Source organism: Paenibacillus sp. Aloe-11 (assembly GCF_000245715.1).
GTDB lineage: Bacteria > Bacillota > Bacilli > Paenibacillales > Paenibacillaceae > Paenibacillus > Paenibacillus kribbensis.
In genome coordinates this window covers 1-23280 of sequence record NZ_JH601078.1, presented here as the reverse complement: position 1 = coordinate 23280, position 23280 = coordinate 1, and the positions used below count along the sequence as shown (strand labels likewise).

Annotated in this window: 19 protein-coding genes; 15 read left to right on the top strand and 4 right to left on the bottom strand. The window is 47.0% G+C overall.

Annotated elements, in window-relative coordinates; translation table 11 throughout:
* Window positions 1–253 precede the first annotated feature (253 nt).
* The 4 genes from WG8_RS23645 to WG8_RS23630 all read left to right on the top strand — a co-directional run bounded on the left by WG8_RS23645 (window position 254) and on the right by WG8_RS23630 (window position 4838).
* The gene (locus WG8_RS23645; RefSeq protein ID WP_043891369.1) at window positions 254–1198 is read left to right on the top strand and encodes a cation diffusion facilitator family transporter; all 945 of its coding nucleotides are present in this window, start codon (window positions 254–256) and stop codon (window positions 1196–1198) included.
* A 135-nt stretch (window positions 1199–1333) separates the two neighbouring features.
* On the top strand, window positions 1334–2347 hold the full coding sequence (locus tag WG8_RS23640) for an LCP family protein (protein WP_043891368.1): 1014 nt from the start codon (window positions 1334–1336) through the stop codon (window positions 2345–2347).
* 176 nt (window positions 2348–2523) lie between these two features.
* Window positions 2524–3687, top strand: coding sequence for an AI-2E family transporter (locus WG8_RS23635; RefSeq protein ID WP_007432801.1), 1164 nt, complete (start codon window positions 2524–2526; stop codon window positions 3685–3687).
* A gap of 131 nt (window positions 3688–3818) precedes the next feature.
* On the top strand, window positions 3819–4838 hold the full coding sequence (locus tag WG8_RS23630; protein WP_007432800.1) for an LLM class flavin-dependent oxidoreductase: 1020 nt from the start codon (window positions 3819–3821) through the stop codon (window positions 4836–4838).
* A 103-nt stretch (window positions 4839–4941) separates the two neighbouring features.
* On the opposite strand, the gene WG8_RS23625 is transcribed toward WG8_RS23630, so the two are convergent.
* The gene (locus tag WG8_RS23625; protein WP_043891367.1) at window positions 4942–5175 is read right to left on the bottom strand and encodes a hypothetical protein; all 234 of its coding nucleotides are present in this window, start codon (window positions 5173–5175) and stop codon (window positions 4942–4944) included.
* A gap of 360 nt (window positions 5176–5535) precedes the next feature.
* On the opposite strand from WG8_RS23625, the gene WG8_RS23620 reads away from it, so the two are divergent.
* The 8 genes from WG8_RS23620 (at window position 5536) to WG8_RS23585 (ending at window position 15170) form a co-directional block, all read left to right on the top strand.
* Window positions 5536–6429: an ABC transporter ATP-binding protein gene (locus tag WG8_RS23620; RefSeq protein WP_007432799.1), complete on the top strand. Its 894-nt coding sequence runs from the start codon at window positions 5536–5538 to the stop codon at window positions 6427–6429.
* A 12-nt stretch (window positions 6430–6441) separates the two neighbouring features.
* A complete protein-coding gene (locus WG8_RS23615) occupies window positions 6442–7245 on the top strand; it encodes a (2Fe-2S)-binding protein (RefSeq protein WP_007432798.1) in 804 nt (267 codons plus the stop codon).
* Between the two features lie 92 nt (window positions 7246–7337).
* Window positions 7338–7814 (top strand): glutathione peroxidase, encoded by a 477-nt coding sequence (locus WG8_RS23610; protein ID WP_007432797.1) that lies wholly within the window; start codon window positions 7338–7340, stop codon window positions 7812–7814.
* A 388-nt stretch (window positions 7815–8202) separates the two neighbouring features.
* Entirely contained in the window at window positions 8203–9564 is a 1362-nt protein-coding gene (locus WG8_RS23605; RefSeq protein WP_007432796.1) for an FAD-dependent oxidoreductase, read from the top strand.
* A 386-nt stretch (window positions 9565–9950) separates the two neighbouring features.
* Window positions 9951–10796 (top strand): formate/nitrite transporter family protein, encoded by an 846-nt coding sequence (locus WG8_RS23600; RefSeq protein WP_007432794.1) that lies wholly within the window; start codon window positions 9951–9953, stop codon window positions 10794–10796.
* 348 nt (window positions 10797–11144) lie between these two features.
* On the top strand, window positions 11145–13277 hold the full coding sequence (locus WG8_RS23595) for a molybdopterin-containing oxidoreductase family protein (protein WP_007432793.1): 2133 nt from the start codon (window positions 11145–11147) through the stop codon (window positions 13275–13277).
* 46 nt (window positions 13278–13323) lie between these two features.
* Window positions 13324–14571, top strand: a complete 1248-nt coding sequence (locus WG8_RS23590; RefSeq protein ID WP_007432792.1) for an MFS transporter — start codon at window positions 13324–13326, stop codon at window positions 14569–14571.
* 104 nt (window positions 14572–14675) lie between these two features.
* A complete protein-coding gene (locus WG8_RS23585) occupies window positions 14676–15170 on the top strand; it encodes a GNAT family N-acetyltransferase (RefSeq protein ID WP_007432791.1) in 495 nt (164 codons plus the stop codon).
* 100 nt (window positions 15171–15270) lie between these two features.
* Here the strand turns inward: WG8_RS23585 and WG8_RS23580 are convergent, their stop codons facing one another.
* Both WG8_RS23580 and WG8_RS23575 read right to left on the bottom strand, forming a co-directional pair.
* On the bottom strand, window positions 15271–15819 hold the full coding sequence (locus WG8_RS23580; RefSeq protein ID WP_007432790.1) for a GNAT family N-acetyltransferase: 549 nt from the start codon (window positions 15817–15819) through the stop codon (window positions 15271–15273).
* An 84-nt stretch (window positions 15820–15903) separates the two neighbouring features.
* Window positions 15904–16632 (bottom strand): hypothetical protein, encoded by a 729-nt coding sequence (locus WG8_RS23575; RefSeq protein WP_007432789.1) that lies wholly within the window; start codon window positions 16630–16632, stop codon window positions 15904–15906.
* Between the two features lie 207 nt (window positions 16633–16839).
* Between WG8_RS23575 and WG8_RS23570 the strand changes: the two genes are divergently transcribed.
* A complete protein-coding gene (locus WG8_RS23570; RefSeq protein WP_007432788.1) occupies window positions 16840–18519 on the top strand; it encodes a glutamine--tRNA ligase/YqeY domain fusion protein in 1680 nt (559 codons plus the stop codon).
* A 145-nt stretch (window positions 18520–18664) separates the two neighbouring features.
* On the opposite strand, the gene WG8_RS23565 is transcribed toward WG8_RS23570, so the two are convergent.
* Complete coding sequence (locus tag WG8_RS23565; protein ID WP_043891366.1) at window positions 18665–19888, bottom strand: MFS transporter; 1224 nt, start codon at window positions 19886–19888, stop codon at window positions 18665–18667.
* Window positions 19889–20400: 512 nt separating this feature from the next.
* Between WG8_RS23565 and WG8_RS23560 the strand changes: the two genes are divergently transcribed.
* Entirely contained in the window at window positions 20401–22227 is a 1827-nt protein-coding gene (locus WG8_RS23560; RefSeq protein ID WP_007432786.1) for a motility associated factor glycosyltransferase family protein, read from the top strand.
* A gap of 13 nt (window positions 22228–22240) precedes the next feature.
* Window positions 22241–23280, top strand: a 1040-nt coding sequence (locus WG8_RS23555) for an Ig-like domain-containing protein (protein WP_007432785.1), incomplete at its 3' end; no start/stop codon positions are given.

Sequence of the window (23280 nt, the reverse complement as noted above, 5' to 3'; positions counted from 1 at the left end):
TGGTGGTCAAGGACAGGGAGGCCGTCGTGGACGGTCCAGATAGATAATACAGGAGCGTTCTCATGGAATGCTCAGCTATGGTTATCATAATAGCCCCGGAGAGGCTCATCTTCCGGGGCTATTGTAATCTTCATTCATGCCATCTGAAGGGGCCGTATCATAAGATGGAATAAGCAGCGGAGCTGCTTTGAAATAACAGAAGCGCGTGCAATGAAGTACCTTGTTAAAGAAAATGATGGAGGGGTTATACATGATGCAGGAACAGGATATGGGCAAGCGCGCCATGTTCTCGGCATGGATCAGCCTGATTAGCAACATCCTATTAACCGGCATTAAAATCATTGCAGGACTCATGTTCAACAGTAAGGTGCTGGTGGCTGACGGTGTGCATAACGCCGGGGATGTGATTGCCTCTGCAACGGCGCTGGGAGCGATGCGCATATCTAGTCAGCCACCGGATGAGGATCATCCTTACGGTCACGGCAAGGCAGAAGTGATCGGTGCGAGTGTGGTGGCAGTCATCTTGTTCGGGGCCGGCATATTCATCGGCTATCATTCCATTGCGGCGCTGTTCGAGCCGATGCCGCAGGAGCATATATTGGCATTGGCGGCGGCAGTCATCTCCCTGCTATGGAAGCAGTGGTTGTATATCTACACGATTCGTATCGGGAGAGCGGCGAATAGTCAGGGTCTCATTGCGACAGCAAAGGATCATTTGGCTGATGTGTACGCCTCAGGGGCTGCTGTGCTGGGGATCGGCCTCGGTTTGATTGGTGAGCACTGGAGTATTCCGATTTTATCCTACGGTGATCCGATTGCGGGCTTTGTCGTGGCATTGCTGGTCCTGAAATTGGCGTGGGAAATGGGCCGTGAGTCCATAGACGTACTTATGGAGAAGGCCATTGCACCTGAGGAAATCGAAAGCTACGCCGCGGCCGCACTTGGTGTAGCCGAGGTTCAGCGTATCGACCGTATTCGTGCCCGTGAACACGGCCATTACATTATTGTGGATATCCGCGCTTCAGTGGATGCTACTTTGACGATTCAGCAGGGACACGATATTATCCGGCTGATCAAGCGGGCTGTCATGAAGCAGGAACCTAGAGTGTATGAGGTGCTTGTCCATTTGAATCCATGGTATCCGGACGACCTCAAAGCTGAGAACTTGACGCAGAAAGACTCTGGAAATAAGTCTTAACAGACACGAGCTACGACCACTTGACAGACCTCTCGGTAGGCTTGCACAGATAGGCTTAATTGACAGCCAACTTGCAGGAAGGGTATGCTTTTAAAAGTCGAACGATGATGAATAAAAGCGAGGTTACCCGAAAATATGCGAAAATTTTTAAAATGGTTAGGCCTTTCTGTGGCTGCGGTAGTTCTTATAGTGGGTGGATATTATGCTTACTCTATATATCATTTTACGAATCAAATTTCGGTCGCTTCCGGACAGGATTCAAAATTCAAACCGCAAACAGAAAGCCAAGCCAATGTACAACCTGTAGATGTGTCGCTCCCACCGGAGTGGGATGGAACAGAGAGAGTGAATATATTACTGCTGGGTGGCGATTCACGTGGGGAGGATTCAGGGCGCTCTGACTCCGTGATGGTCGCTTCTGTTGATCCAGTCACGAAGAAGGCTACGTTGATGTCGATTTTGCGTGATACGTACGTCGATATTCCCGGACATGGGAAAAGCCGATTGAATGCTGCCTTTTCCTACGGTGGTCCGGACTTGACCAGACAGACCGTAAGCAACCTGCTGGGCATACCGATTCAATACTATGTGTACACTGATTTTAATGGCTTTATTGCGCTGGTTGATGCTGTGGGCGGTATTGATCTGGATGTTGAAAAAGACATGCATTATACGTCCAAAGCGGATAAACACCAGTTCGATATTGATCTGAAAAAGGGAATGCAGCACATGGACGGCAAAACAGCCCTGCAATATGTTCGCTTCCGTCATGATGCAACCTCCGACTTTACGCGGACCGAACGGCAGCGTAAATTCATAACCGAGCTGGGCGGCAAAATCCAGTCGACCTCGTCATTGATTAAGCTACCGAGTATTTTAAATAGCATTTCTCCTTATATTGAAACGAATCTGAGTACTACGGAAATGCTGCAACTGGCCTCATTAGGTTTTAATATCGACGCAAAAACGATAGCCAAACAGCAAATCCCACCCAATGAGCTGGTGCGTGGGGAAACAATCAAGGGGGCGCAGGTACTGGGGGTGGACGAAAGCAAGCTCAAACGATTCATACAAAATCTTTTTGAACAGGAAAACAAGCTTGCGGCCACGCCGACAGATTCTGTCACCACGACAAATGATACTCCATAACCATCCAAAGCAAACGAGGTTCGTACGCTGTCGTACAACTTTGTTTGCTTTTGTGTTTATAGAGGTCAGGATTTTGCAAAATCCTCAGGTATAAACTTGTATATTTTGTTGCAAAGATATATCTTAACTATTAAGAAAATAGAACACTTATTTGCCTAAGAAAAGGAGAATGTCATGTGGAAACGACTCCGGCATGGAAAGACCGATTCAAAAAGTTCTTTCTGAACAACAAGTTTGTGTTATTCCTGCTGGTATTGCTGCTCATCGGCTTGAATATCCTGGTGCTCACCAAAATTTCATACATTTTTACCCCTGTCATGGTGCTGCTGAAAACGATCATTCTTCCCGTCATTTTGTCTGGCGTGCTGTACTATCTGTTCAATCCACTGATTGATGCACTGGAGCGCAATAAGGTAAAGCGAATCTACTCCATTATTGTGCTGTATTTGCTCATCATAGGGATTATTGCTGTTGTGATTACATCGGTGATCCCTGTGATCCGTGATCAAATACAGGGCCTTATCCAAAATGTGCCTGCATATAGCCAGCAAGTACAAGTGCAGTTTGAAAAATTAATTGGCAGTGACTTCGTGAACCAGTTCCTGAACACGGTTCAAATCAATCCGTCTGAACTGGCCTCCAAAGCTTCTGAAAAGTTATCTGCCTTCATTAATAATGCCTGGACAGGTGTAGGGAACTTTGTAGGAGTAGTCACGGAAACCGTGCTTGCGATTGCTACGGTTCCATTTATTTTGTTCTATTTGCTGAAAGATGGGCGCAAGCTGCCACAGTCGGTCCTGAAGATGTTCCCGCCAATGTTTCGTAAAGAGACAGATCGCATTATGACCGAAATGAACCATCAGGTCAGCTCGTACATTCGTGGACAAATTATTGTCAGCTTCTGTATTGGGGCGCTGCTGTATATCGGTTATCTGATCATTGGGCTGGACTACTCTCTGACGCTGGCAGTCATTGCATCCTTTACGAGCGTTGTTCCCTACTTGGGGCCTGTAATTGCCATTACGCCTGCATTAATTGTAGCTCTGGTCACTTCTCCGGTAATGCTGCTCAAGATGGTTATTGTATGGACGGTTGTTCAGCTCATTGAAGGTAAATTTATTTCTCCGCAAATTATGGGCAAATCTCTTCGAGTACATCCGATCACGATCATCTTTGTTATTTTGACAGCAGGCAATTTGTTTGGCATAGTAGGGATCATTCTGGCGGTTCCAGGCTATGCGGTCTTGAAAGTAATCGTTACACATCTGTTTAGTTTCTTTAAAAAGCGCTCGCATCTTTATGAAGCAGATCAAGTGAAGTCGAGTCTCTACGAAAAATAAAGATTTCCAAACTTATAGTATGAAATATATTTTGCGGTATGAAATTGATTGTAACCCCTCTTGGGTAACTGTGGCTTCGCATGCTATAATTAATGCCTATTCTATTCCACAACAGAAAGGTCAGACTTTTTATGATAAAACTCAGCATTCTTGACCAATCTCCGGTATCGGAAGGCATGACGCATGCGCAAGCATTACAAAAGACCGCTGAGCTTGCTATAGAGGCGGAGCGCTTGGGTTATCATCGCTTTTGGGTGTCAGAGCATCACGCTGCCTCTAATCTTGCTGGCTCCAGCCCGGAGGTATTGATCTCGCATCTGGCCGCTCGTACCCGGACGATTCGAGTGGGATCGGGCGGTGTGATGCTACCGCATTACAGTGCTTATAAAGTAGCGGAAAATTTTCGGGTACTGGAGGGCCTGTATCCGGGACGCATTGATTTGGGTCTCGGACGAGCGCCGGGAGGCATGCCGATTGCTACCAGAGCCTTGCAGGAAGGAAAAATGAGGGGCGGCGTTGATCTGTACCCTGAGCAGCTGGATGATCTGCTAGCCTATTTGCATGACAGCACAGGCAACCAGCATCGCTTTGGCTCTCTACAAGCGATGCCACTTGTAGAGACAGCACCGGAAATGTGGCTGCTTGGCTCCAGCGGTGATAGTGCAGGTCTGGCCGCCGAGCGTGGCGTGGGCTTTGCGTTTGCCCAGTTTATTAACGGGGAAGGCGGCACCGGAGCTATGAAGGGATATCAGGAGAGCTTCCAGCCTTCCCGGCATAGTGACCAACCGCGTTCACTTGTCGCTATATTTGCGATTTGTGCGGATACGGAAGAGGAAGCGAACCGTTTGGCTTCCAGCATGGACTTGTCCCTGGTGCTGCTGGAGCAGGGAATGCGCTCGACTGGAACACCTTCCGTCGAAAAGGCCTTGGCGTATCCATATACCCCATATGATCGGATGCGTATTCGCGAAAATCGCAAGCGTATGGTGGTTGGTTCGCCCGAACAGGTAAAGCGTCAAATTGAGCAATTAAGCAAGAACTATCATGCACAAGAGGTCATGGTCGCTAGCATCATTCACGATTTTGATGCCAAGCTGAAGTCGATACGTCTTATGGCTGAAGCATTTGGGCTGTCTTCTGTACAGTCTTGATGCCATTAGGCGGGAGCCAGAGAGAACTGGGGCTGCCTCATCAGTAGTTTGTAAACTACGATGAGGCAGTCTTTTTTCTTGTGCCTAACAAGGCTTGAATCTATTAACTCTTTTTCTTGATTAAAAAAACCAAAGAATACAATATACCGAAAATAAGGCTTGCCAGAAATGAGGTTGATAATGCACTAAAGATAAAATCGGGCGCAGGAAAAGTAAAAAACTGAGTCACACCATTCACAGTAGATGACTGTGCTGGGCCTTTTATAAAAGAATAATATAGACCCGCCATAAATCCGTAGGACAAATACTTCATTAGCTGCTTTTCAAATTTGTTCATAACGATAACCCACCCTAATTTTTTTGAGGAGACACCACTTTATCAATGCTACGGCGTTCTTGTTGTGCAAGTGACGTATCAAGTGCCGTTATCATATACAATACAATTTAATACAGGAAAGTGGAAGAAAACGGATGAAATATCTGCATGAGGCATCCTTTCTTGGTCTTTACTGGTGATGTAATCCAGGATTTAAGGGCATATTTAGTGATCTGAATCGTATGTTAAGGGGAATATGTCAGTTAATACTTGATAATGATTATCAATATCTTTATTATATAAAGATAGAATGAATTTTTGATGAATGTCGTGCGTTAAGCCCGTGACTATATATTGGATAAGGGAAAGGGATGATTCCAAATGTTTCGTCTGAAAACGGCAAATCTGGATATTGCTTATGAAGATCGGTTGATTGTAGAAGATCTGAACGTGGAAATACCGCAAGGGAAAATCACCGCATTGGTGGGCGCAAATGGCTCCGGCAAGTCCACTATTCTGAAAACGATGGCTCGCATCATGAATCCTAAAGGCGGTAGTGTTCTGCTTGACGGTAAATCCATTCATAAGCAATCCACCCGGGAGGTGGCTAAGCAGTTGGCTATTTTGCCACAAAATCCGACTGCACCGGAAGGATTGACCGTGACGGAACTGGTATCTTACGGACGTTTTCCCTATCAAAAAGGTTTTGGCTCCATGAAAGCCGACGACCGTAAAATGGTAGAGTGGGCAATCCAGGTAACTGGAATGAGCGAATTCCACGATCGCCCGATTGATCAGCTTTCCGGCGGTCAGCGTCAGCGTGCATGGATTGCTATGGCACTCGCGCAGGATACGGATATTTTATTTCTCGATGAGCCGACTACGTTTTTAGATATGGCGCACCAACTGGAAGTGCTGCATTTGCTAGAGTATTTGAATACTTCGGCAGAACGCACCATTGTTATGGTCGTTCATGATTTGAACCATGCGGCCCGGTATGCCCAGCATATGATTGCGATCAAAAAAGGGAAGGCTGAGGCGGTAGGAGCTCCAACCGAGGTTATGTCCCCAGATGTGCTGCGTGAGGTATTTGGCATTGAAGCGGATATCGTAACAGATCCCCGTACGGGCGTACCACTCTGTCTTCCGTATGCCCTGGCTGGACAGCCAACGGTAAACCAAGCTGTGAAGGACATGAATTTGGAAGAGGGGCAGTCGGCAGGTTCTGTTGGAGAGCGACGTGAAGCTAGACCACAAGTTGCAGCAAGAGGCTAAAGGGGACACAAGATGAGACCACTGGATTACGATCAGCTGGAGCAATTGGGGAAAATAGTGACAGACACACCGGCGGATGCAGTGTATTCCGGGCCAGTGGCAGAATGGCTTGAACCGGAGAAGGCTCGTTCAGTATTGGAGTATTATGGTGAGCTTCTGCAAGCTGAAGACCTTTTGACTGCAGCTGTGTATTTGGTGAATCAGTTGCGTGGTCTTGTGTTTGCCCAGCATTTTATGGTGTCCTTGTGTGAACGTAGGCTGGATCTGTCCATTTCCAATCTCAGATTCCATATTTGTTATGATGGAAAGTCCCCTTCTATTAGCATGCAGGCCATTGACCCAACAGAGCTGGACAATATGCGACAGGACGGAGAGAAACATTCATCCGAACAAGCGCAACAAGCGCTTCGTGACTTTTACAGCTTGCAGCTGCGGCCCATACTGGAGGCATTGGCTACGGTAGGCGGTGTATCCATGGGACAGATGTGGGGGCAGTTTCCGTTGACTTTGTTGTATTTTAAGGACAGAGTACAGCCAACGTTGACCGATCCACAGGACGCGAAGCGTTTTGAACAGGATTATGGTTATGTGACGCGGGAGCTGGAGGGAGAGGTGTTCGGGCGTACAAGAAACCCGTATACTATTCGTCTCCTTGAGCTGGACAATCCTTACCGCCCCGGTGAAAATACTTTCATGAAACCGTCCTGTTGCCAATATTATAAGACAGGTGGAGGCCAGCGGTATTGTTATGCATGTCCAAGAATGTCCGCTTCGGAGCGTGAGGAGCGTAGACGCGAAGTGTCGACAACGCGGTAAGCCCTATGAGGATAGGATGTTGGCATGTCCATATCGTTTTGGGTAAAATAGGTTATGAAACCTAAATCACACGATACGAAGGAGGATGCTGTATGTCTGTCTATTCTCATCATGCCGTTACACCAGCGAATCAGGAGGTTCCTTTGGACACCTACACTGGCAAGGTGCTGGTTATTGCGAATACTGCCAGCAAATGCGGACTTACTCCGCAATATGGGGAGCTGCAAAAGCTTTATGACGAATATAAAGATCAGGGCTTGGTTGTATTAGGCTTCCCTTGTAACCAATTTGGCGGTCAGGAGCCGGGCAGCAGCGAGGAAGCGGCTGAATTTTGCCAACTGAATTACGGAGTTACGTTTCCGGTATTCGCCAAAGTGGATGTCAACGGTCCAGATACAGCGTCTCTGTTTGAATATTTGAAGAAGCAGCAGCCTGGAGAGCAGGAAGATGGTACGATTCAATGGAATTTTACGAAATTCATAGTGAACCGTGAGGGCGTGCCTGTGGCCCGTTTTGAGCCTAAGGAATCACCAGAGGCCATGAAGACGGTCATTGAGCAATTGCTATGATAGCTTTGCTTTAATTCCAAAGTATATGTCTAAAAAAAGGGTCTGATTTCCGGCATTTCTCCGGGAAACGGGCCTTTTTTTGCTGTCTGTATATCACATTCGCTGGATGGCCGCTGCTTCTTTGAAAGTCTGGTTTAAGGGCATAATCAGAGTCATACAGGGAAAACTACATGAAGCAAAAGAGACGTTTATCAAATGACAGGCTTTGTCTATCCTTGTTTTTTAATTGTGGACAAATTGTGAATATCATAAAAAGCTATTGTAATGTGAAAAAGATCACATTATAATGAGTGCATGAAGTGAAATAAATCACAAAAGGCAACCTGATAACGTGAAACAATTCACAATAATTATACAATTATGCCCACACACCAAGGAGGAATTCAACATGAAAGTAGCAGTTATCGGATGTACACACGCAGGCACGGCAGCAATTGTCAACACAGCCAAATGTTATCCAGATGCCGAAATTACCGTTTACGAGCGCAATGATAATATTTCGTTTTTATCTTGTGGTATTGCACTGTATGTAGGTGGTGTCGTCAAGGATCCGCACGGATTGTTTTATTCATCCCCGGATCAGCTGGCTGACATGGGTGTAGTGACCAAGATGCTTCATGATGTGACGAGTGTAGATACAGCCGGCAAAACGCTGCGTGCACGTAATCTCCAAACAGGTGAAGAATTTACGGACACATTTGATAAATTGATTGTGACGACAGGCTCTTGGCCTATTATTCCGAAGCTGGAAGGCATTGAGCTTGATCATATTTTGCTCTGTAAAAACTATAATCATTCGAACGAAATTATTGAGAAAGCCAAGCACGTACAGAACATCACAGTGGTCGGAGCCGGATACATCGGTGTTGAGCTGGTGGAAGCTTTCCAAATGAACGGTAAAAACGTAACGCTGATCGACAGCGCTGATCGTATATTGAATAAGTATTTGGATCATGAGTATACAGACCGGATTGAAAATTCTCTGAAAGAACACGGCATCAAGCTGGTACTGGGTGAAACCGTGAGTCGATTTGAGGGAACGAATGGCAAGGTGAGCAAAGTCGTGACCTCCCAAGGAGAATACGAAACAGAGCTTGTTATACTTTGCATCGGCTTCCGTCCTCAAACAGACTTGCTCAAAGGTCAGGTGGATATGCTGCCAAACGGTGCAATCATCGTGGACAATTATATGCAAAGCAGCTGCCCGGACGTGTTTGCAGCAGGCGACAGCTGTGCAATTCGCTACAACCCAACAGGCAAAACGGCTTATATCCCACTGGCGACGAACGCGGTTCGTATGGGTACGCTGGTGGCACGCAATCTGGTACAGCCGACAATTGCCTACATGGGAACTCAAGGAACCTCGGGTATTAAAATTTATGAAGACAATATTGCAGGAACAGGTCTGACGGAAGCGGCGGCAATAGACGAAGGAATGAGTGTCGAGGCCGTAACCATTGAGGACAGCTATCGCCCTGAATTTATGCCAACCTCTGAAAAGGTGCTGCTGAAAGTTGTATATGAGCGGGAGACACGGAGAATTGTTGGGGCTCAAATTATGTCGAAGGTGGATTTGACACAATCCATTAACACTCTATCTGTGGCCATTCAAAATCATATGACCATTGACCAACTGGCCTTTGTCGATTTCTTCTTTCAGCCGCATTATAACAAGCCTTGGAATTTCCTGAATGCAGCCGGATTGCAAGCATTGCCTTCGCTAACTGAGCGAAAACCAGTTACCGTATAATTCGATTTGTCTGTGACATTGTTCATAAGTTTGTCAACAATCTGCGACGTATGAACGAATCCTTATAGTACAATATAGAGAGCATAAGGATTAGGGGGAGTAGATAATGGGTTTGTTTTATATCCTTTTTCTTGTAGTTGTGGCGGCAATCGGTCTCGGTGGAGTTCTTTGGTTCTTGGGAGCAGTTGAAAAGGAAGAATATAATTAATTATAAGTGCTTAGTGGCGCGGTAGACGCATTAATACACGAAAAACAGTCCTTGATCCAAGGGCTGTTTTTTTTAATAACTACAAAAGTGATTTTTTTCACAAACTTAATCACTGATTTTAAATAAAATATGAAAAGAAGAATATAAGAGTAAAAAGATGTTAAAGGAGCGGGAACATATGGCAAGCTATAAACCGGGGCAAATTGCCGAAAAGACGGTGGAAACAGGAGTAGCCAAAGCGAACAACCCGTGGACTGTGTCAGTGGTATTGGGATTTTTGGCAGGCGCATTCATTGCACTCGGGTTTTTGCTGGATATACGTGTTATTGCAAGCGCACCTAAGGAATGGGGGAGTATTGCTACCTTTATAGGAGCCGCTGTGTTCCCTGTAGGACTGGTATTAGTATTGATCGCCGGCGGAGAATTGCTGACCGGCAATATGATGGCTGTCCCTTTGGCGAGATGGGCAGGACGGATTAAGACTGGCGCCATGCTTCGTAATCTGGTCATTATTACGCTCAGTAATTTTGTTGGTGCGTTATTTGTTGCATTTTTCTTTGGCCATGTGCTGGGTCTGACAGAAGCGGGCCCTTATTTGGACAAAGTAGTGGATATGGCAGGTCATAAGCTGCATGATAGCTTTTTGCAATCGTTTATATCTGGTATCGGATGTAACTGGCTGGTAGCGCTGGCTGTATGGCTGGCGTATAGCACGGATTCAATAGGTGGAAAAATTATGGGGATTTGGTTCCCTACTATGGCCTTTGTTGCTATCGGCTTTCAGCACGTTGTGGCCAATATGTTTCTCATTCCGGCGGCTATCTTTGCAGGCCATTTTTCATGGGTAGATTATATCATGAATTTTATTCCGGTCTGGCTGGGGAATTTGGTTGGAGGAAGCCTGTTTGTGGCTGGGGCTTACTGGTTAGCCTATTTGAAAAAGCCGCATTCCGATGCACATCCAGTGAGCGGAACTCAGACTACTTCTTCGGTTACTCCCAATCCGTTGAGTGATCGCGCTTGATTAGTTACTGTTGACAGAATCGAACAAAGCAAATCCGCCATGACAGGTCCGGGGGAACGAAACCTGTCATGGCGGATTTTTTTGGGAGTGGTCCATGATTTGGCATGGAGGATGAGTGTGCTCTCGTCCATAATGCCTTGATCTCTTTTACCCCTGGTAAGCAATGATGAAACAGGCTAATTGTGATTTTTTCGAAAATCCGTTTTGCTCTATGCAGCAGGCGGATTTTTTGGCTCTTTCGGTCGGAAGCTGCTTGGCAAAATCCTTCTCTTGCCATAGTTCATAGCTGTAGATATGATAAGTACAGTGTAATTTTTGGAAACGGTAACGGAAAGGAGCATCAACATCATGGACTATCGCAACAGCGCGCCTTCTGAGGCTACGCTTCAACCAGACTTACAAAGGGGGCAGCAGATGACGGATCAGGCCGATGGTATTTTTCCGGCTGTGTGTCCGCTAGATTGCCCAGATACGTGCGGGCTCCTGCTTCACAAGGAAAATGGAAAAATTGTCAAGGTAACTGGCAACCCGGATCATCCTATTACAAAAGGGGCTATTTGTAATAAAGTTCGCAATATGACAGAGCGGGTATATGACCCTGAGCGGGTGCTCTATCCGCTGAAGCGTGTAGGCCCCAAAGGAGCAGGGAAATTTGAACGAATTAGCTGGGAAGAGGCAGTCGATACCATTACAGGTCGGTTCAAGGAGCTGATTCGTACGGACGGCCCGGAATCCATACTCCCCTACAGCTTTTATGGCAATATGGGCGTATTGAGTGTGGACGGAATGGATCGCCGTTTTTTCAATGCGCTGGGCTCTAGCCAGCTGGATCAGACGATTTGCAGCGTAGCCGGGAATGAAGGCTGGGCATCTGTCATGGGTTTTAAAGGGGGCACCAGCCCGGAGGACACAGAGGATGCAGACCTGATTATTGTATGGGGTGGAAATGTCATTAGCACGAACATGCATCAGGTAGTATTGGCCGAGAAGGCGCGTAAAAAAGGCGCCAAGGTGGTTGTTATTGATGTTCACCGTAACCGGACGGCGCAATGGGCGGATTGGTTCATTCCTTTATACCCGGGAACGGATACGGCGCTCGCGTTGGGAATAATGAACGTGCTGTTCGAGCAAGGGCTAACGGACGATGAATTTTTACGCCGCTACACGGTAGGCCATGAGGAACTACGCGAGCATGTTAAGGCGTACACCCCGGAGCGGGTTGCACGTATCACGGGTGTACCTGTAGCGGATATCATTCGCCTGGCGGAGATGTACGGGCAGGCGCGAGCGGCATATATCAATATCGGTAACGGGCTCCAGCATCATGATAACGGCGGCATGAATGTACGCGCGGTAACATGCCTGCCCGCGCTCACCGGACAATGGCTGAAGCACGGAGGAGGTGCATCGCGCTCCAATGGCGCTTATGCCAAATTTAACAGCGCCAATCTGGAGCGTCCGGATCTGCGCCGGAACCCGGATGCCCGGGTGATCAACATGAACCGGATCGGAGAAGCATTGCTGCAAAAGGATGAGCCAATCAAGGCGCTGTTTGTATATTGCAGCAATCCGGTGGTCGTAGCACCGAATACGGAACGGGTGATGCAGGGGTTTGAACGGGAGGATCTATTCACGGTCGTACATGACCTGTTCCTGACCGATACGGCCCGCTATGCGGATATTGTGCTGCCTGCGGCGTCTTCTTTTGAAGGTACAGACCTGTACAAATCCTACTGGCATCACTATGTCCAGATGCAGAGGCCAGTCATTGCTCCGCTCGGAGAAAGTAAAAGCAACTATGAGCTGTTTAGTCTGCTCGGACGAGCCATGGGCTTTGATGAAGCTGCATTTACGGAAAGTGAGGAAGACATGATCGTGGGCGCGCTGGATAACCCAACGAATCCTTATCTTAATGGTGTTACTTTAGAAGCTTTAAAAGAGTCGCCTTTTGTAAAGCTGGATATGACGCCCAAAGCTGCTTATCTGGATCGTCTAACCACGCCCTCGGGCAAGATTGAGCTGTATTCGGAACGGATGAAGCAAATGGGTCTGCCCGCGATGCCTACGTATGTGCCGCTGATCGAAGGCTATGACGGAGAGCAGCGACCGCTAGCGGATGAGCGGTTTCCACTGATGTTTGTTTCGCCGCCAAATCACAATTTTCTCAATTCCACCTTTGCCAATTTGCCCAAGCATCAGCGATTGGAGCGGGAGCCTTTGCTGCAGATTCACCCGGAGGATGCTCAGACCAGAGACATCGTGGATGGGGATCTGGTTACCGTATGGAATGATCGGGGAACGTATGAGCTGAAAGCCAAAGTTACCGATCTGATGCTGCCTGGTACAGTGATTAGCCAAGGGCTATGGTGGAAAGGCAAGGGGCGCAGACAGCGTGCGAATGCATTAACCTCTGATCGGCTGTCAGATATGGGACAGGGGGCAACTTTCTTTTCAACGGTGGTGAATGTGAAGCGTCAATGAGCTTATGCCTTTTATGGCGTCAGATGTTAAAGGAGAAATAAAAGATATGAAATGGTTGGAATCTTATCCGAGAGAAGTTAAAGTATTTCTCGTCGCCAGCCTGATTAATTCCGCCGGAAGCTCCCTGATGTGGCCGCTGGTCAGCATGTACGTGTTTGACGAGCTGAACCGAAGCATGGGAGATGCGGGGATTGCGATTTTAGTGCAGTCCCTGGGCGGGATTTTTGGTCAGGTGCTGGGAGGAGCCCTGTATCACCGTATTGGAGCCAAGAAACTGATCGTCGGTTCACTGGCTATGAACGCGCTGGGACTTCTCACGCTTCCATTTACCAGCGGACATTGGGTTGCGTTTGTCATCATGATGGGCTTTATCGGCTTTTTTAATGTGGTATCCGTGCCTGCCATTCAGGCCTTTGTAGGTTTTCGTTTTGCTGACCGTCGGGGTGAGCTGTTTAATATTATTTATGTCGCCAATAATATCGGAGTGGCCTTAGGGACGGGATTGAGCGGCGTTCTGGCGGATCTTTCCTATCAGCTCAGCTTTGTGATGAACGGGGTAACCTCGGCGGTATTTGCCGGATTTTTCTGGTCCTATCTTAGCAGGGTGGATCGGGAAGAGGGGGAAGTCCATCTCAGCAAGTCAGTGAGGAAAAGAGAGGAATCATCGGCGGGGCTGCTTTTTCGTGATACCAGATTGTATCTGTTTGTTGGCCTGGGGTCGCTTTTTTTATGGTTTGGCAATTCCATCTGGAATACGGGAGTATCTCCATTTATTATCGAGCAGGGCTTGCCTAAAACGATGTACGGGCTTCTGTGGACGTTGAATGGTATTCTTATTTTTGCTGCACAGCCGATCATTTTCTGGATAAAACGTCTGTATGCCCGGCATGCTTCAGCCCAAATGACATGGGCCGGAGGATTTTACCTGGCGGCTTATATCATCATGTTGGGTACGCAGAACTATGCGGGGATGATATTCGCTATGGTCCTGGCTACACTGGGAGAAATGCTGATTGCACCTGCAGTTCCGGCATTTCTGTCTGATCACGGAGGCCGAGGAGCGCCCTTTTACATCGGACTTGTGGGGGGCATTGGCGCAGCCGGACGGGTGCTGGGACCTTATATTATGGGAAGGCTGTATGATTTCGGTGGTTTACCGCCCGCACTTTGGCTGGCCATAGGCGTAGCGGTGTTGTCGATTTTGTTTTTTGTCCTGCATAGCTGGTTGAACCGTTCCCGGCATGATTTGGATGTTTTCGAAGCCGCTACCAAGGTGGATACTCCCAGTTCTTAAGTCCCAATAAAAGTTCAGTAATGAGCCGTGATTATGGTACAATAAGTGACGGATAGCTACAGTTATTGCTTCATGAAAGCCTTCACAGGAAGGATTGAAAGGAATTGTTTACAAGTCAACCCCTGACGATACGTCATTCGGAGATGAAGGATGCTCCTGATCTGATTGCCCTGGATGAATTAGTATGGAATGAACGAACGGCCCCCGCTTCACTGTCATGGAAGTCGCGCGGGGAGTTTTTACGCAATTCTCCTCCGGGTTCCCAACTGGTCGCCATTGAGCAGGGGGTGCTCTGCGGGTATGTCGGATTTCGTTCTCCAACACTGTTGGCTAGTAATCGCCATGTGCTGGAAATCAATATAGCCGTACATCCCGATTATCATCGTAAAGGTATTGGAACGGCGCTTATGAACTCCATGAAGGACATTGCTGCCGCTGAGGGCATACGCAAATTAAGTTTGCGGGTACTCTCCTGTAACACGGAAGCCCTTATGTTCTATGAAAAATGCGGTTTCGCGATCGAAGGGCGTCTGCATGAGGAGTTTTACATCGCAGGCCAATTTGTGGATGATGTGTTAATGGCCTATTTCTTAAAATAGGCCGGAGGCCGCGAGCAGCAACATTTGTTTTTCATGTCCTGCTCATAATAAACAGCGCCGCAGACTCTATAGACTGCGGCGCTGTTTGTATGGTGGAATGTTATCGAAGCTGTTTCCATTCCTTTTGGAGCATACCGTACACAGCGTGGTTCATGTAGCCGTCGGGCAGCAATTCTGCTTCACGTACAATGCCTTCGAGCACAAAGCCCAGACGTTCCGGAATACCGCGACTGCGGCGGTTCGTAGTTGCGCAGCGGATTTCGACCCGATGCAAATCCAGCTCCATCAACGCATATTCGACGAATACGCGGCAGGCGCTGGTCATGAGGCCTTGTCCTTCGTAACCGTGTCCAAGCCAGTATCCAATGCTGACCGAACGGTGAGTCCAATTCATCCCATGGTAGCTGATAATGCCAGCAAGCTCGTTGTCCATCCAGATGCCGGCGGTCAGGCTGCCATTCTCTGCGGCTTGTTTCAGGGCGCTCTGTACGAACTGCTCAGTGTGGCTGATTTCCGTGGTAGAGTCTACCCATGGAAGCCATTGACGCAAGCGGTCACGGGACATTTCGATCAGCTCAAACAGAGGCTGCACATGCTCCTTGGTGAGCGGCCGAAGGACTGTGCGTTCGTCCAATGCGTATGTAAACATGATTGATCCCCTCTTTCACTCGGAAAATCGCTAAACCAGCCAGTCTAGCATGTAATCTCATGCTACCTTATTCTGCGAAAGTCGTCAAAATGGAGAGGAAGCTTCAAATTCTATAGGTCCCACCTGAAAACGCCCATGCTCGTATACATACTTCAGCTTCAAATCACCTACAAATTCGGTAGGCGATACACTGCCCGATACGATGGCTCTTAGAGAGGACTGTTCGGCATCATACATCACGACAGAGCTGAAATCGAGCTGCTTCGTAAATTGGGAAGGATCATCGTAAAACGCTGACGCTTTTGGATTCATCTTGTATGTGGTGGCACCGTCAATCGTGACAGCGATATGCACCTGCTGGTTGTGGTCACGCAGCTCCACGACGCTCTGTACGCGACGGGACACGGCGTCTGCCGCTGATTCGACCACGTACTCCTCCATCGTCTGTGCGTTAACAATATGCAGTTCCTGCAATTCGATACCTGTTCCCGAGGCACGTGTAATGATTACGACGGCTTCACGGACACCATCCCCGTTAACATCCTTGTAATATAACTGTGGTGCGGTGGAGATATCTGCCAAACCTGACCATCCAAATGTGTGGCGTTGCTGACCGATTTCCAGCACGGCTGAATGGAAAAGTCCTTGTGACGGATTCACAGCGTATAAATTCACGGATGAGTCTTCCGGAGCGACAGCTAACGGACGAGATTGCACAGGACGGGTCATCGGGCTTGATGAAGGATGTGCAGGTGTCATCACGGAAGAGGACAACAACATAGACAGTAGGATTATGATAAGCAGCTTAAACACGGGTGGGTCTCCTTTTCCGGACAAATTAAAAGATATATACAATATAACGAATTTATTTACCGAAAATGTTAACTCTTTTTCATAACTTGCACCTTTTTTTGCTGTAGAGAGTATATGGATTTTCATTTTATTGAGTTATGTGTTGTGAAAGGGTATATTTAAGGGAACAGGTTTTGCACAGATTATACGGAAGAAAGGTTGATTAGCGTGGAGAAGCCGATCACTCCCCCCAATTTTATTAAAAGTGTCATTGAAGAGGACCTACGAACGGGTAAGGTAAAGGAGGTTGTTACACGCTTTCCGCCTGAACCAAACGGATATTTGCACATTGGACATGCCAAAGCCATCTGGATCAATTTCTCACTGGGAGATGAATTCGGAGGACGCACGAACCTGCGCTTCGACGATACCAATCCGGCGAAGGAAGACACGGAATACGTGAACTCCATTCAGGAGGACGTGAAGTGGCTTGGTTATGAATGGGAAGAAAAACATTATGCTTCCAATTATTTTGAAGAAATGTACAAACGCGCCATTCTGTTGATCCAAAAGGGGAAAGCCTATGTGGATGACCAAAGCGCCGACCAAATCCGCGAAACTCGCGGTACACTGACTGAGCCCGGACAAAACAGCCCTTATCGCGATCGTAGTGTGGAAGAGAATCTCAAGCTGTTTGAAGAGATGCGTGCAGGTAAATATCAGAATGGTGAAAAGGTGCTGCGCGCCAAGATTGATATGACCTCGCCAAACATCAATTTGCGTGATCCGGTTATTTATCGTATTTCACATACAGCACATCACAATACAGGCGACACATGGTGCATCTACCCGATGTATTCCTATGCGCATCCGCTGGAGGATGCGATTGAGGGCGTGACCCACTCGCTCTGTTCGCTGGAGTTTGAGGATCAACGGCCATTGTACGACTGGGTTGTGGCTGAATGTGAGATGGAAAAGGTGCCTCATCAATACGAATTTGGACGGCTGAATTTGGCCCAAACAGTAACCAGCAAACGCAAACTGAAGCTTCTGGTAGATGAGAAGCATGTAGATGGTTGGGATGATCCACGTATGCCGACGATTTCAGGCTTGCGTCGTCGCGGCTATACGCCGGAGGCCATCCGCAATTTCGTTTACGAGACAGGCATTTCCAAAGCCTACGGAGTCATCGATTTGCAGGTGCTGGAGCATTTTGCACGTGAGGATTTGAAGCTCAAGGCACCTCGTACCATGGCAGTCATTGATCCGTTGAAGGTGGTTATTACCAACTATCCTGAGGGACAGGTTGAAATGCTGGAGGCGGAAAACAACACAGAAAATCCGGAGCTTGGCACACGCCAAATTCCGTTCTCTCGTGAAATTTATATTGAGCGTGAGGACTTTATGGAAAATCCGCCGAGCAAATACTTCCGTTTGTTCCCTGGTAATGAAGTACGTCTCAAACATGCTTATTTCATTAAATGCAACGATGTGATTAAAGATGCTGACGGAAATGTAACGGAAATTCACTGTACTTATGATGTAGAAACGAAGAGTGGATCAGGCTTTACTGGACGTAAAGTGAAGGGCACGATCCACTGGGTAGAGGCTACTCAGGCTGTTCCGGCGGAATTCCGCTTGTACGAGCCTTTGATTAATGCAGAGGAGCCAGAGGCAATGGAAGAGGACGGATCGGAGAAAACATTCCTTGATCAATTGAATCCGAAATCTTTGGAAATTGCTCACGGCTACGTGGAGCCAAACATGAAAGAGGCTCAAGCGCAGGACAAGTTCCAATTTTTCCGTCATGGTTATTTCAGTGTCGATCCGAAGCTGTCCAAGCCGGGCGAGCCTGTATTTAACCGTGTTGTATCGCTGAAAAGCTCTTTCCAATTGCCTAAGCAATAGGTGGTTGGAAAGGGTGGAACTAAAGGTAGCTTCGTGCGCCAAGTTAATAAAGGAGTCTGCCCGTAGGCAGACTCCTTTATTTTATGTGTACTTGCTCTTGATAAGTGCTTGTTGACGATAGATATCCCGTATTCCACTGGTGTTGTTAAAGGGACTCTTTTAGTCGTTTATGCTCATCCGCGTGACAGGGCTGGTAGCCGTTCTTGTGCAGCATATACCACATGATGGCGAAACCCACAGAGCCAAGCAGGGCGAAGAAGACCCCTACATTGTACATCATTTCCCCACCGAAGTTCTGGAACAGCCAGCCTCCCGCAAAGCCTGCGACGATGCCGGAAATGCCGCTCCAGGTCAAGGTATATACAGCCTGCCCGGATGAACGGTAAGCAGTAGGAGTGAACAGGACGGTTAGCTGAGTACCTACATAAAAATATCCACCGAAGGTGATGCAGTGAAGTGTCTGAATGAATACGATCTGAATCGGATCTGTGGCCAGGGCCATCAGTTCCCATCGTAAGGCAAACAGCAAGCTGACGAGGGCCAGACAGCCAACCATTACGGTCATTTTTTTCTTCAAGAAGCGATCAAATAGCAAAAAGACAATAACTTCGAATACCGATGACATAAAGACGGCAAAGCCAAGCATCAGTTTGGACCCGCCCAGCTCGGTGATGTACAAGGACATAAAGGCACTGTTGATTGAATTCGGGATGGAGACAAGGATGCCCAATAAAATAAAGGATATAAAGTAACCGTTCATCAAAATGCTGCCAAAGCCACGCAAATGAATGGCTGCTGTCTCCACAGTGCTCTTCAGTGGCGGGATCGTCAAGGTGCAGATCAGTGCAGCCAGCAGCAGTACCGTAAAGATGCTGGATATGCTGGATATTCCCATCTGGTCAACGAGCATGCCGGCAACTGCCGCAGTCACAGCCCAGCCGAAGGAGCCCCATATGCGAAACGAGCCGAATTTTCGGTCCGTGCCCTCAATGTAGCTGAGAATAAGACTGTTGCTTTGGGCGAATAAAGGGCTTTGGAAAAAATAAAAACCAATCATCGATACATAGATCATGACATACGTATGGACATGAAATAAAGCTTGCAGCAATAATAATGTGCCAATAATCATAAATAGTAGTATGCGACGGAGGTTGCGGCTCCGGTCGCTTGTATATCCCCAAAAAGGGTTCGCGAATACGGATACAAAAGGTCCGATGGCCATCAGGCTCCCGATTTCAAGCTTGTCCATGCCGATATCCTGCAAATACAATGGGAAGAAGCTGGAGAAGATGACCATAGCTCCATATAGAAAAAAGTTATACAGCTTTAGGGAATATAGAGAACTCTCTTGAATTTCTCTCTTTTGCAAGACAAGCCATTCCTTTCTTAGCCCGATAGAGAACTGCGCATCGATGCCGATCAGTGGGGAGGTTCTTTATTCCAATGTATCATGTGTTGAAAGGGTTAACAAACCAATAAATTAACAATTATGTAATATTTATTCGAGGGTACTAATTCGATAATAGTGTAAGCAAACTTAATGACTATTGCGTTATTTTGTTGGTTTTTAATTTTGGTGCTCCAAGGGGCGACATGTAGATGAACTGCAGCGTTTGAGTCTATATATTGTTGTTCAAGCAGAAGCTTGGTTGGTTACAAAATCTTTATTTATAAATAGGTTCTTAAGACCTAAAGTTTATACATAGAAAAGCCGATACATAATCCATAATCAGGGTGATTTAGGATTATTTTTTTCTGATTTAAAATATAATGACGCAGATATTACATAAAATTAGAACATTATTCTCTATGAGGGAATATATGGGTAAATCTGACCTATACCGTTGGTTTTATGAGATATCGGGTGGAAAGGAATGAAAAATGGCATCGCAGCATCGTAGAGACAATTCCTTGTACCGCCGTTTTCCTCGGCTTCATCTGCTTCAGGCAGGAGAAGGATGTGAGTTGCTGGCTTCTAAAACCAACGAGCCCAACATAGCTCTGACTCGTGAGGGACGATCATATTATTTGCATGATTCTGAGCAGCCTGGGCGGGAAGCAGAGCTATTTGTTTCCGGTTTTAAAGAAGTTAAGCCTCAAGCGCACGTGATTTTTTTTGGAGTAGGACTAGGGTATCATATCCGCGAATTTTTGCGTAGACACCCAAATACCAGCTTCTCCATCGTCGAGCCGGATACGGGTGTGATGAATATTTTTTTGCAGCATCTGAATGAAAACGACTGGCTGGCTGATGAGATGATCGAAGAAGTTATGGTAGGAGCAATAACGGGGGAGACGCTCGGTACACTGCATAGGTTGATTGACCGTGTATCTGGAGTGCTGGTTGTTCCGTGGCTCCCGTATCGCTCCTTATTTACTGCGGAACTGAAGAAGTTTAATGAAATATTGTACAGGATGGTCTCTAACAAGAAGGACAAAATGGCTATCAATAACGTGTACGAAAAAAAATGGGCGTTAAACAGTATTCATAATTTCCCTTTTATTTTACATAGTTCAGATTTTCTGCACACGGGAGCAGAGCATATTGCGGGCAAGCCAGTCTTGATTATATCTGCCGGTCCTTCGCTTAACGACGAAATTGAGCACCTTCGTCATATTCGTGAGAATAATCTTGCGTACCTGTTTACGGTAGGGTCGGCAGTGAATACGCTGGTGGAGCATGGCATTTATCCGCACGGCACATTCAGTTATGACCCGAACGAATACAACGTAAATGTAATTCAAAAGGTGATCGACAAGGGAATTGATTCTATTCCACTCATTTTCGGCAGTACGGTCGGCAAACACACACTCGATGATTATCCAGGTCGTCTTATGCATATCATCATCTCTCAGGATGAGCTCTCCATGCACATATTGCGCACACCGGAGGGACATAAACCGATGATTATTAATGATGCTCCTTCTGTAGCAGTCATTGCACTCCAATGCATGATCCGGATGAAAGCAGACCCTATTGTGCTGGTGGGGCAAAATTTAGCTTATCGTGATGAACAATATTATGCTGAGGGGATTACCAATTCTCAAGGAATTCCGGTTAGTGTCAATTCACCGCGTGTTGAGGGTGTCCATGGCCAACAGGTTGTGACAAATCATTCTTTTATTAAAATGAAAACGGAAATGGAATTTTACATCAATATAGCGAGAGAGACTGAATTTATTAACACAACACGTGAGGGTGCTGTTATTAATGGAGCATCTTTTCAGAACTTGGAAGAGGTAATCCAGACGCGGTTAAAAGGTTCAATTGAGGATTCATGGCTGCAAACCAGCAGCAATCCGGAGTATGATCCTCATTTTCTGAAGTCACGCATTGAAAAGCTTCAGAGGGATGAAGAGGTCTTTCAAAAAAATATGGAACAGATTCACCACGCTCTGCTCGACATTAAACAAAAGCTCAGTTTGAAGCAGGCCAACATGCTGAACGTGTCCTTCGGGCAGTTTGACGAATTGTTTGCATCATTATTGAAAAATGATTTCTTCAAAATATATGTTCTGCCTCGCCATCGTATGCGGTATGAGTTTTTGTACAGTAAAATGGACGCCATTCGGAGCAGTAGGAATCCTCTGATCAGAGGGGAGCAAATTTTGCTGTACTTCGGGGATTTCATATGGAAATGCCAGCAAGATTATATGGAAATCATGAGTGAAATCCATGAATTTCACTGTTCCATTCATACTAAATAAAAGGAGCACATATATGAGCAAGAAAAAAAGAAATAAGAATCATGTAAACCGAATAATTAAGGCAAGTGTACTGACAACACAGGTATTTAACCTAGCCAACCCTTATATGACAGCGACGTTTGCGGCGGAGAGTCCTAACAGTGAAATCATAGAAAATGCAGATATGTCGGATGGATTCTCCACGAGTGTTTCTCCACTAAGTGTGGCTTCATCGGTCTATATGCAGGCGAAAATGGAAGAGCCTCCTCACTATACCTGGCTTTCACCTCAGGAAAGCGGCGTTTCTTTGTCCGCAAATCTGTCCATGTTGTTTAGCGAAGATGTAGAACTGGGCGCAGGCCATCTTATCGTGCATCAGTGGGGTGGAACCGAGGTAGGACGGATCGACGTGAGTGGAGGAACGGTTGCAGGAGGTACGATACAAATCAGTGGTCAGTCCGTGTCGATGAAGCTGGACCATCCGTTGTCGGACAATACCCGGTACTATGTAGAAGTCAGCTCCGGCATGTTTGTAGATCGTGGAGGCCAGGGATCGAACGGCATCTGGGATGAGAGTACCTGGAACTTCGTGACAGCGGATGAGACGGCACCGAAGCTGGTGTCGAAGTTACCGGAAGATCTTTATTTAAGTGGTGTGAGTCTAGGACAAGCGTACTTTGAGATGGAATTCAATGAGCCGGTGAGATGGGATCGCGGTTATGTAAGACTGCACGAAGCCTCGGGAGGAGCCGTGGTTCGTGAGCTGTGGATATCTGGACAAGGGAACTCGAACTGGACAGCGTCAGGAGAAAAGAATATAGCGTCCTTTACACTATCCGGTGGACTGGAAGAAGGGAAACCTTATTATGTAGAAATCACCTCGGGAACACTGACAGATATGGCGATGAATCCATATGGAGGAATTCATACTCCGCAGGAATGGACATTCCGCACGGGAGATATGCAGCCGTATTATACGGACCTGTATCCGCAGGGAAGCGGTCAGAGGGTGACGCCGAGCTTGACCATGGTCTTCAGCGAAGAGATGAGGCTGGGAACGGGCCAACTCACCGT

What these genes read in the sequence shown, in the direction of transcription:
- WG8_RS23645 (WP_043891369.1), top strand. Translation starts at nt 254, where the DNA reads ATGCAGGAACAGGATATGGGCAAGCGCGCCATGTTCTCGGCATGGATC.
- WG8_RS23640 (WP_043891368.1), top strand. Translation starts at nt 1,334, where the DNA reads ATGCGAAAATTTTTAAAATGGTTAGGCCTTTCTGTGGCTGCGGTAGTT.
- WG8_RS23630 (WP_007432800.1), top strand. Translation starts at nt 3,819, where the DNA reads ATGATAAAACTCAGCATTCTTGACCAATCTCCGGTATCGGAAGGCATG.
- WG8_RS23625 (WP_043891367.1), bottom strand. Translation starts at nt 5,175, where the DNA reads ATGAACAAATTTGAAAAGCAGCTAATGAAGTATTTGTCCTACGGATTT.
- WG8_RS23620 (WP_007432799.1), top strand. Translation starts at nt 5,536, where the DNA reads ATGTTTCGTCTGAAAACGGCAAATCTGGATATTGCTTATGAAGATCGG.
- WG8_RS23615 (WP_007432798.1), top strand. Translation starts at nt 6,442, where the DNA reads ATGAGACCACTGGATTACGATCAGCTGGAGCAATTGGGGAAAATAGTG.
- WG8_RS23610 (WP_007432797.1), top strand. Translation starts at nt 7,338, where the DNA reads ATGTCTGTCTATTCTCATCATGCCGTTACACCAGCGAATCAGGAGGTT.
- WG8_RS23605 (WP_007432796.1), top strand. Translation starts at nt 8,203, where the DNA reads ATGAAAGTAGCAGTTATCGGATGTACACACGCAGGCACGGCAGCAATT.
- WG8_RS23600 (WP_007432794.1), top strand. Translation starts at nt 9,951, where the DNA reads ATGGCAAGCTATAAACCGGGGCAAATTGCCGAAAAGACGGTGGAAACA.
- WG8_RS23595 (WP_007432793.1), top strand. Translation starts at nt 11,145, where the DNA reads ATGGACTATCGCAACAGCGCGCCTTCTGAGGCTACGCTTCAACCAGAC.
- WG8_RS23590 (WP_007432792.1), top strand. Translation starts at nt 13,324, where the DNA reads ATGAAATGGTTGGAATCTTATCCGAGAGAAGTTAAAGTATTTCTCGTC.
- WG8_RS23580 (WP_007432790.1), bottom strand. Translation starts at nt 15,819, where the DNA reads ATGTTTACATACGCATTGGACGAACGCACAGTCCTTCGGCCGCTCACC.
- WG8_RS23560 (WP_007432786.1), top strand. Translation starts at nt 20,401, where the DNA reads ATGGCATCGCAGCATCGTAGAGACAATTCCTTGTACCGCCGTTTTCCT.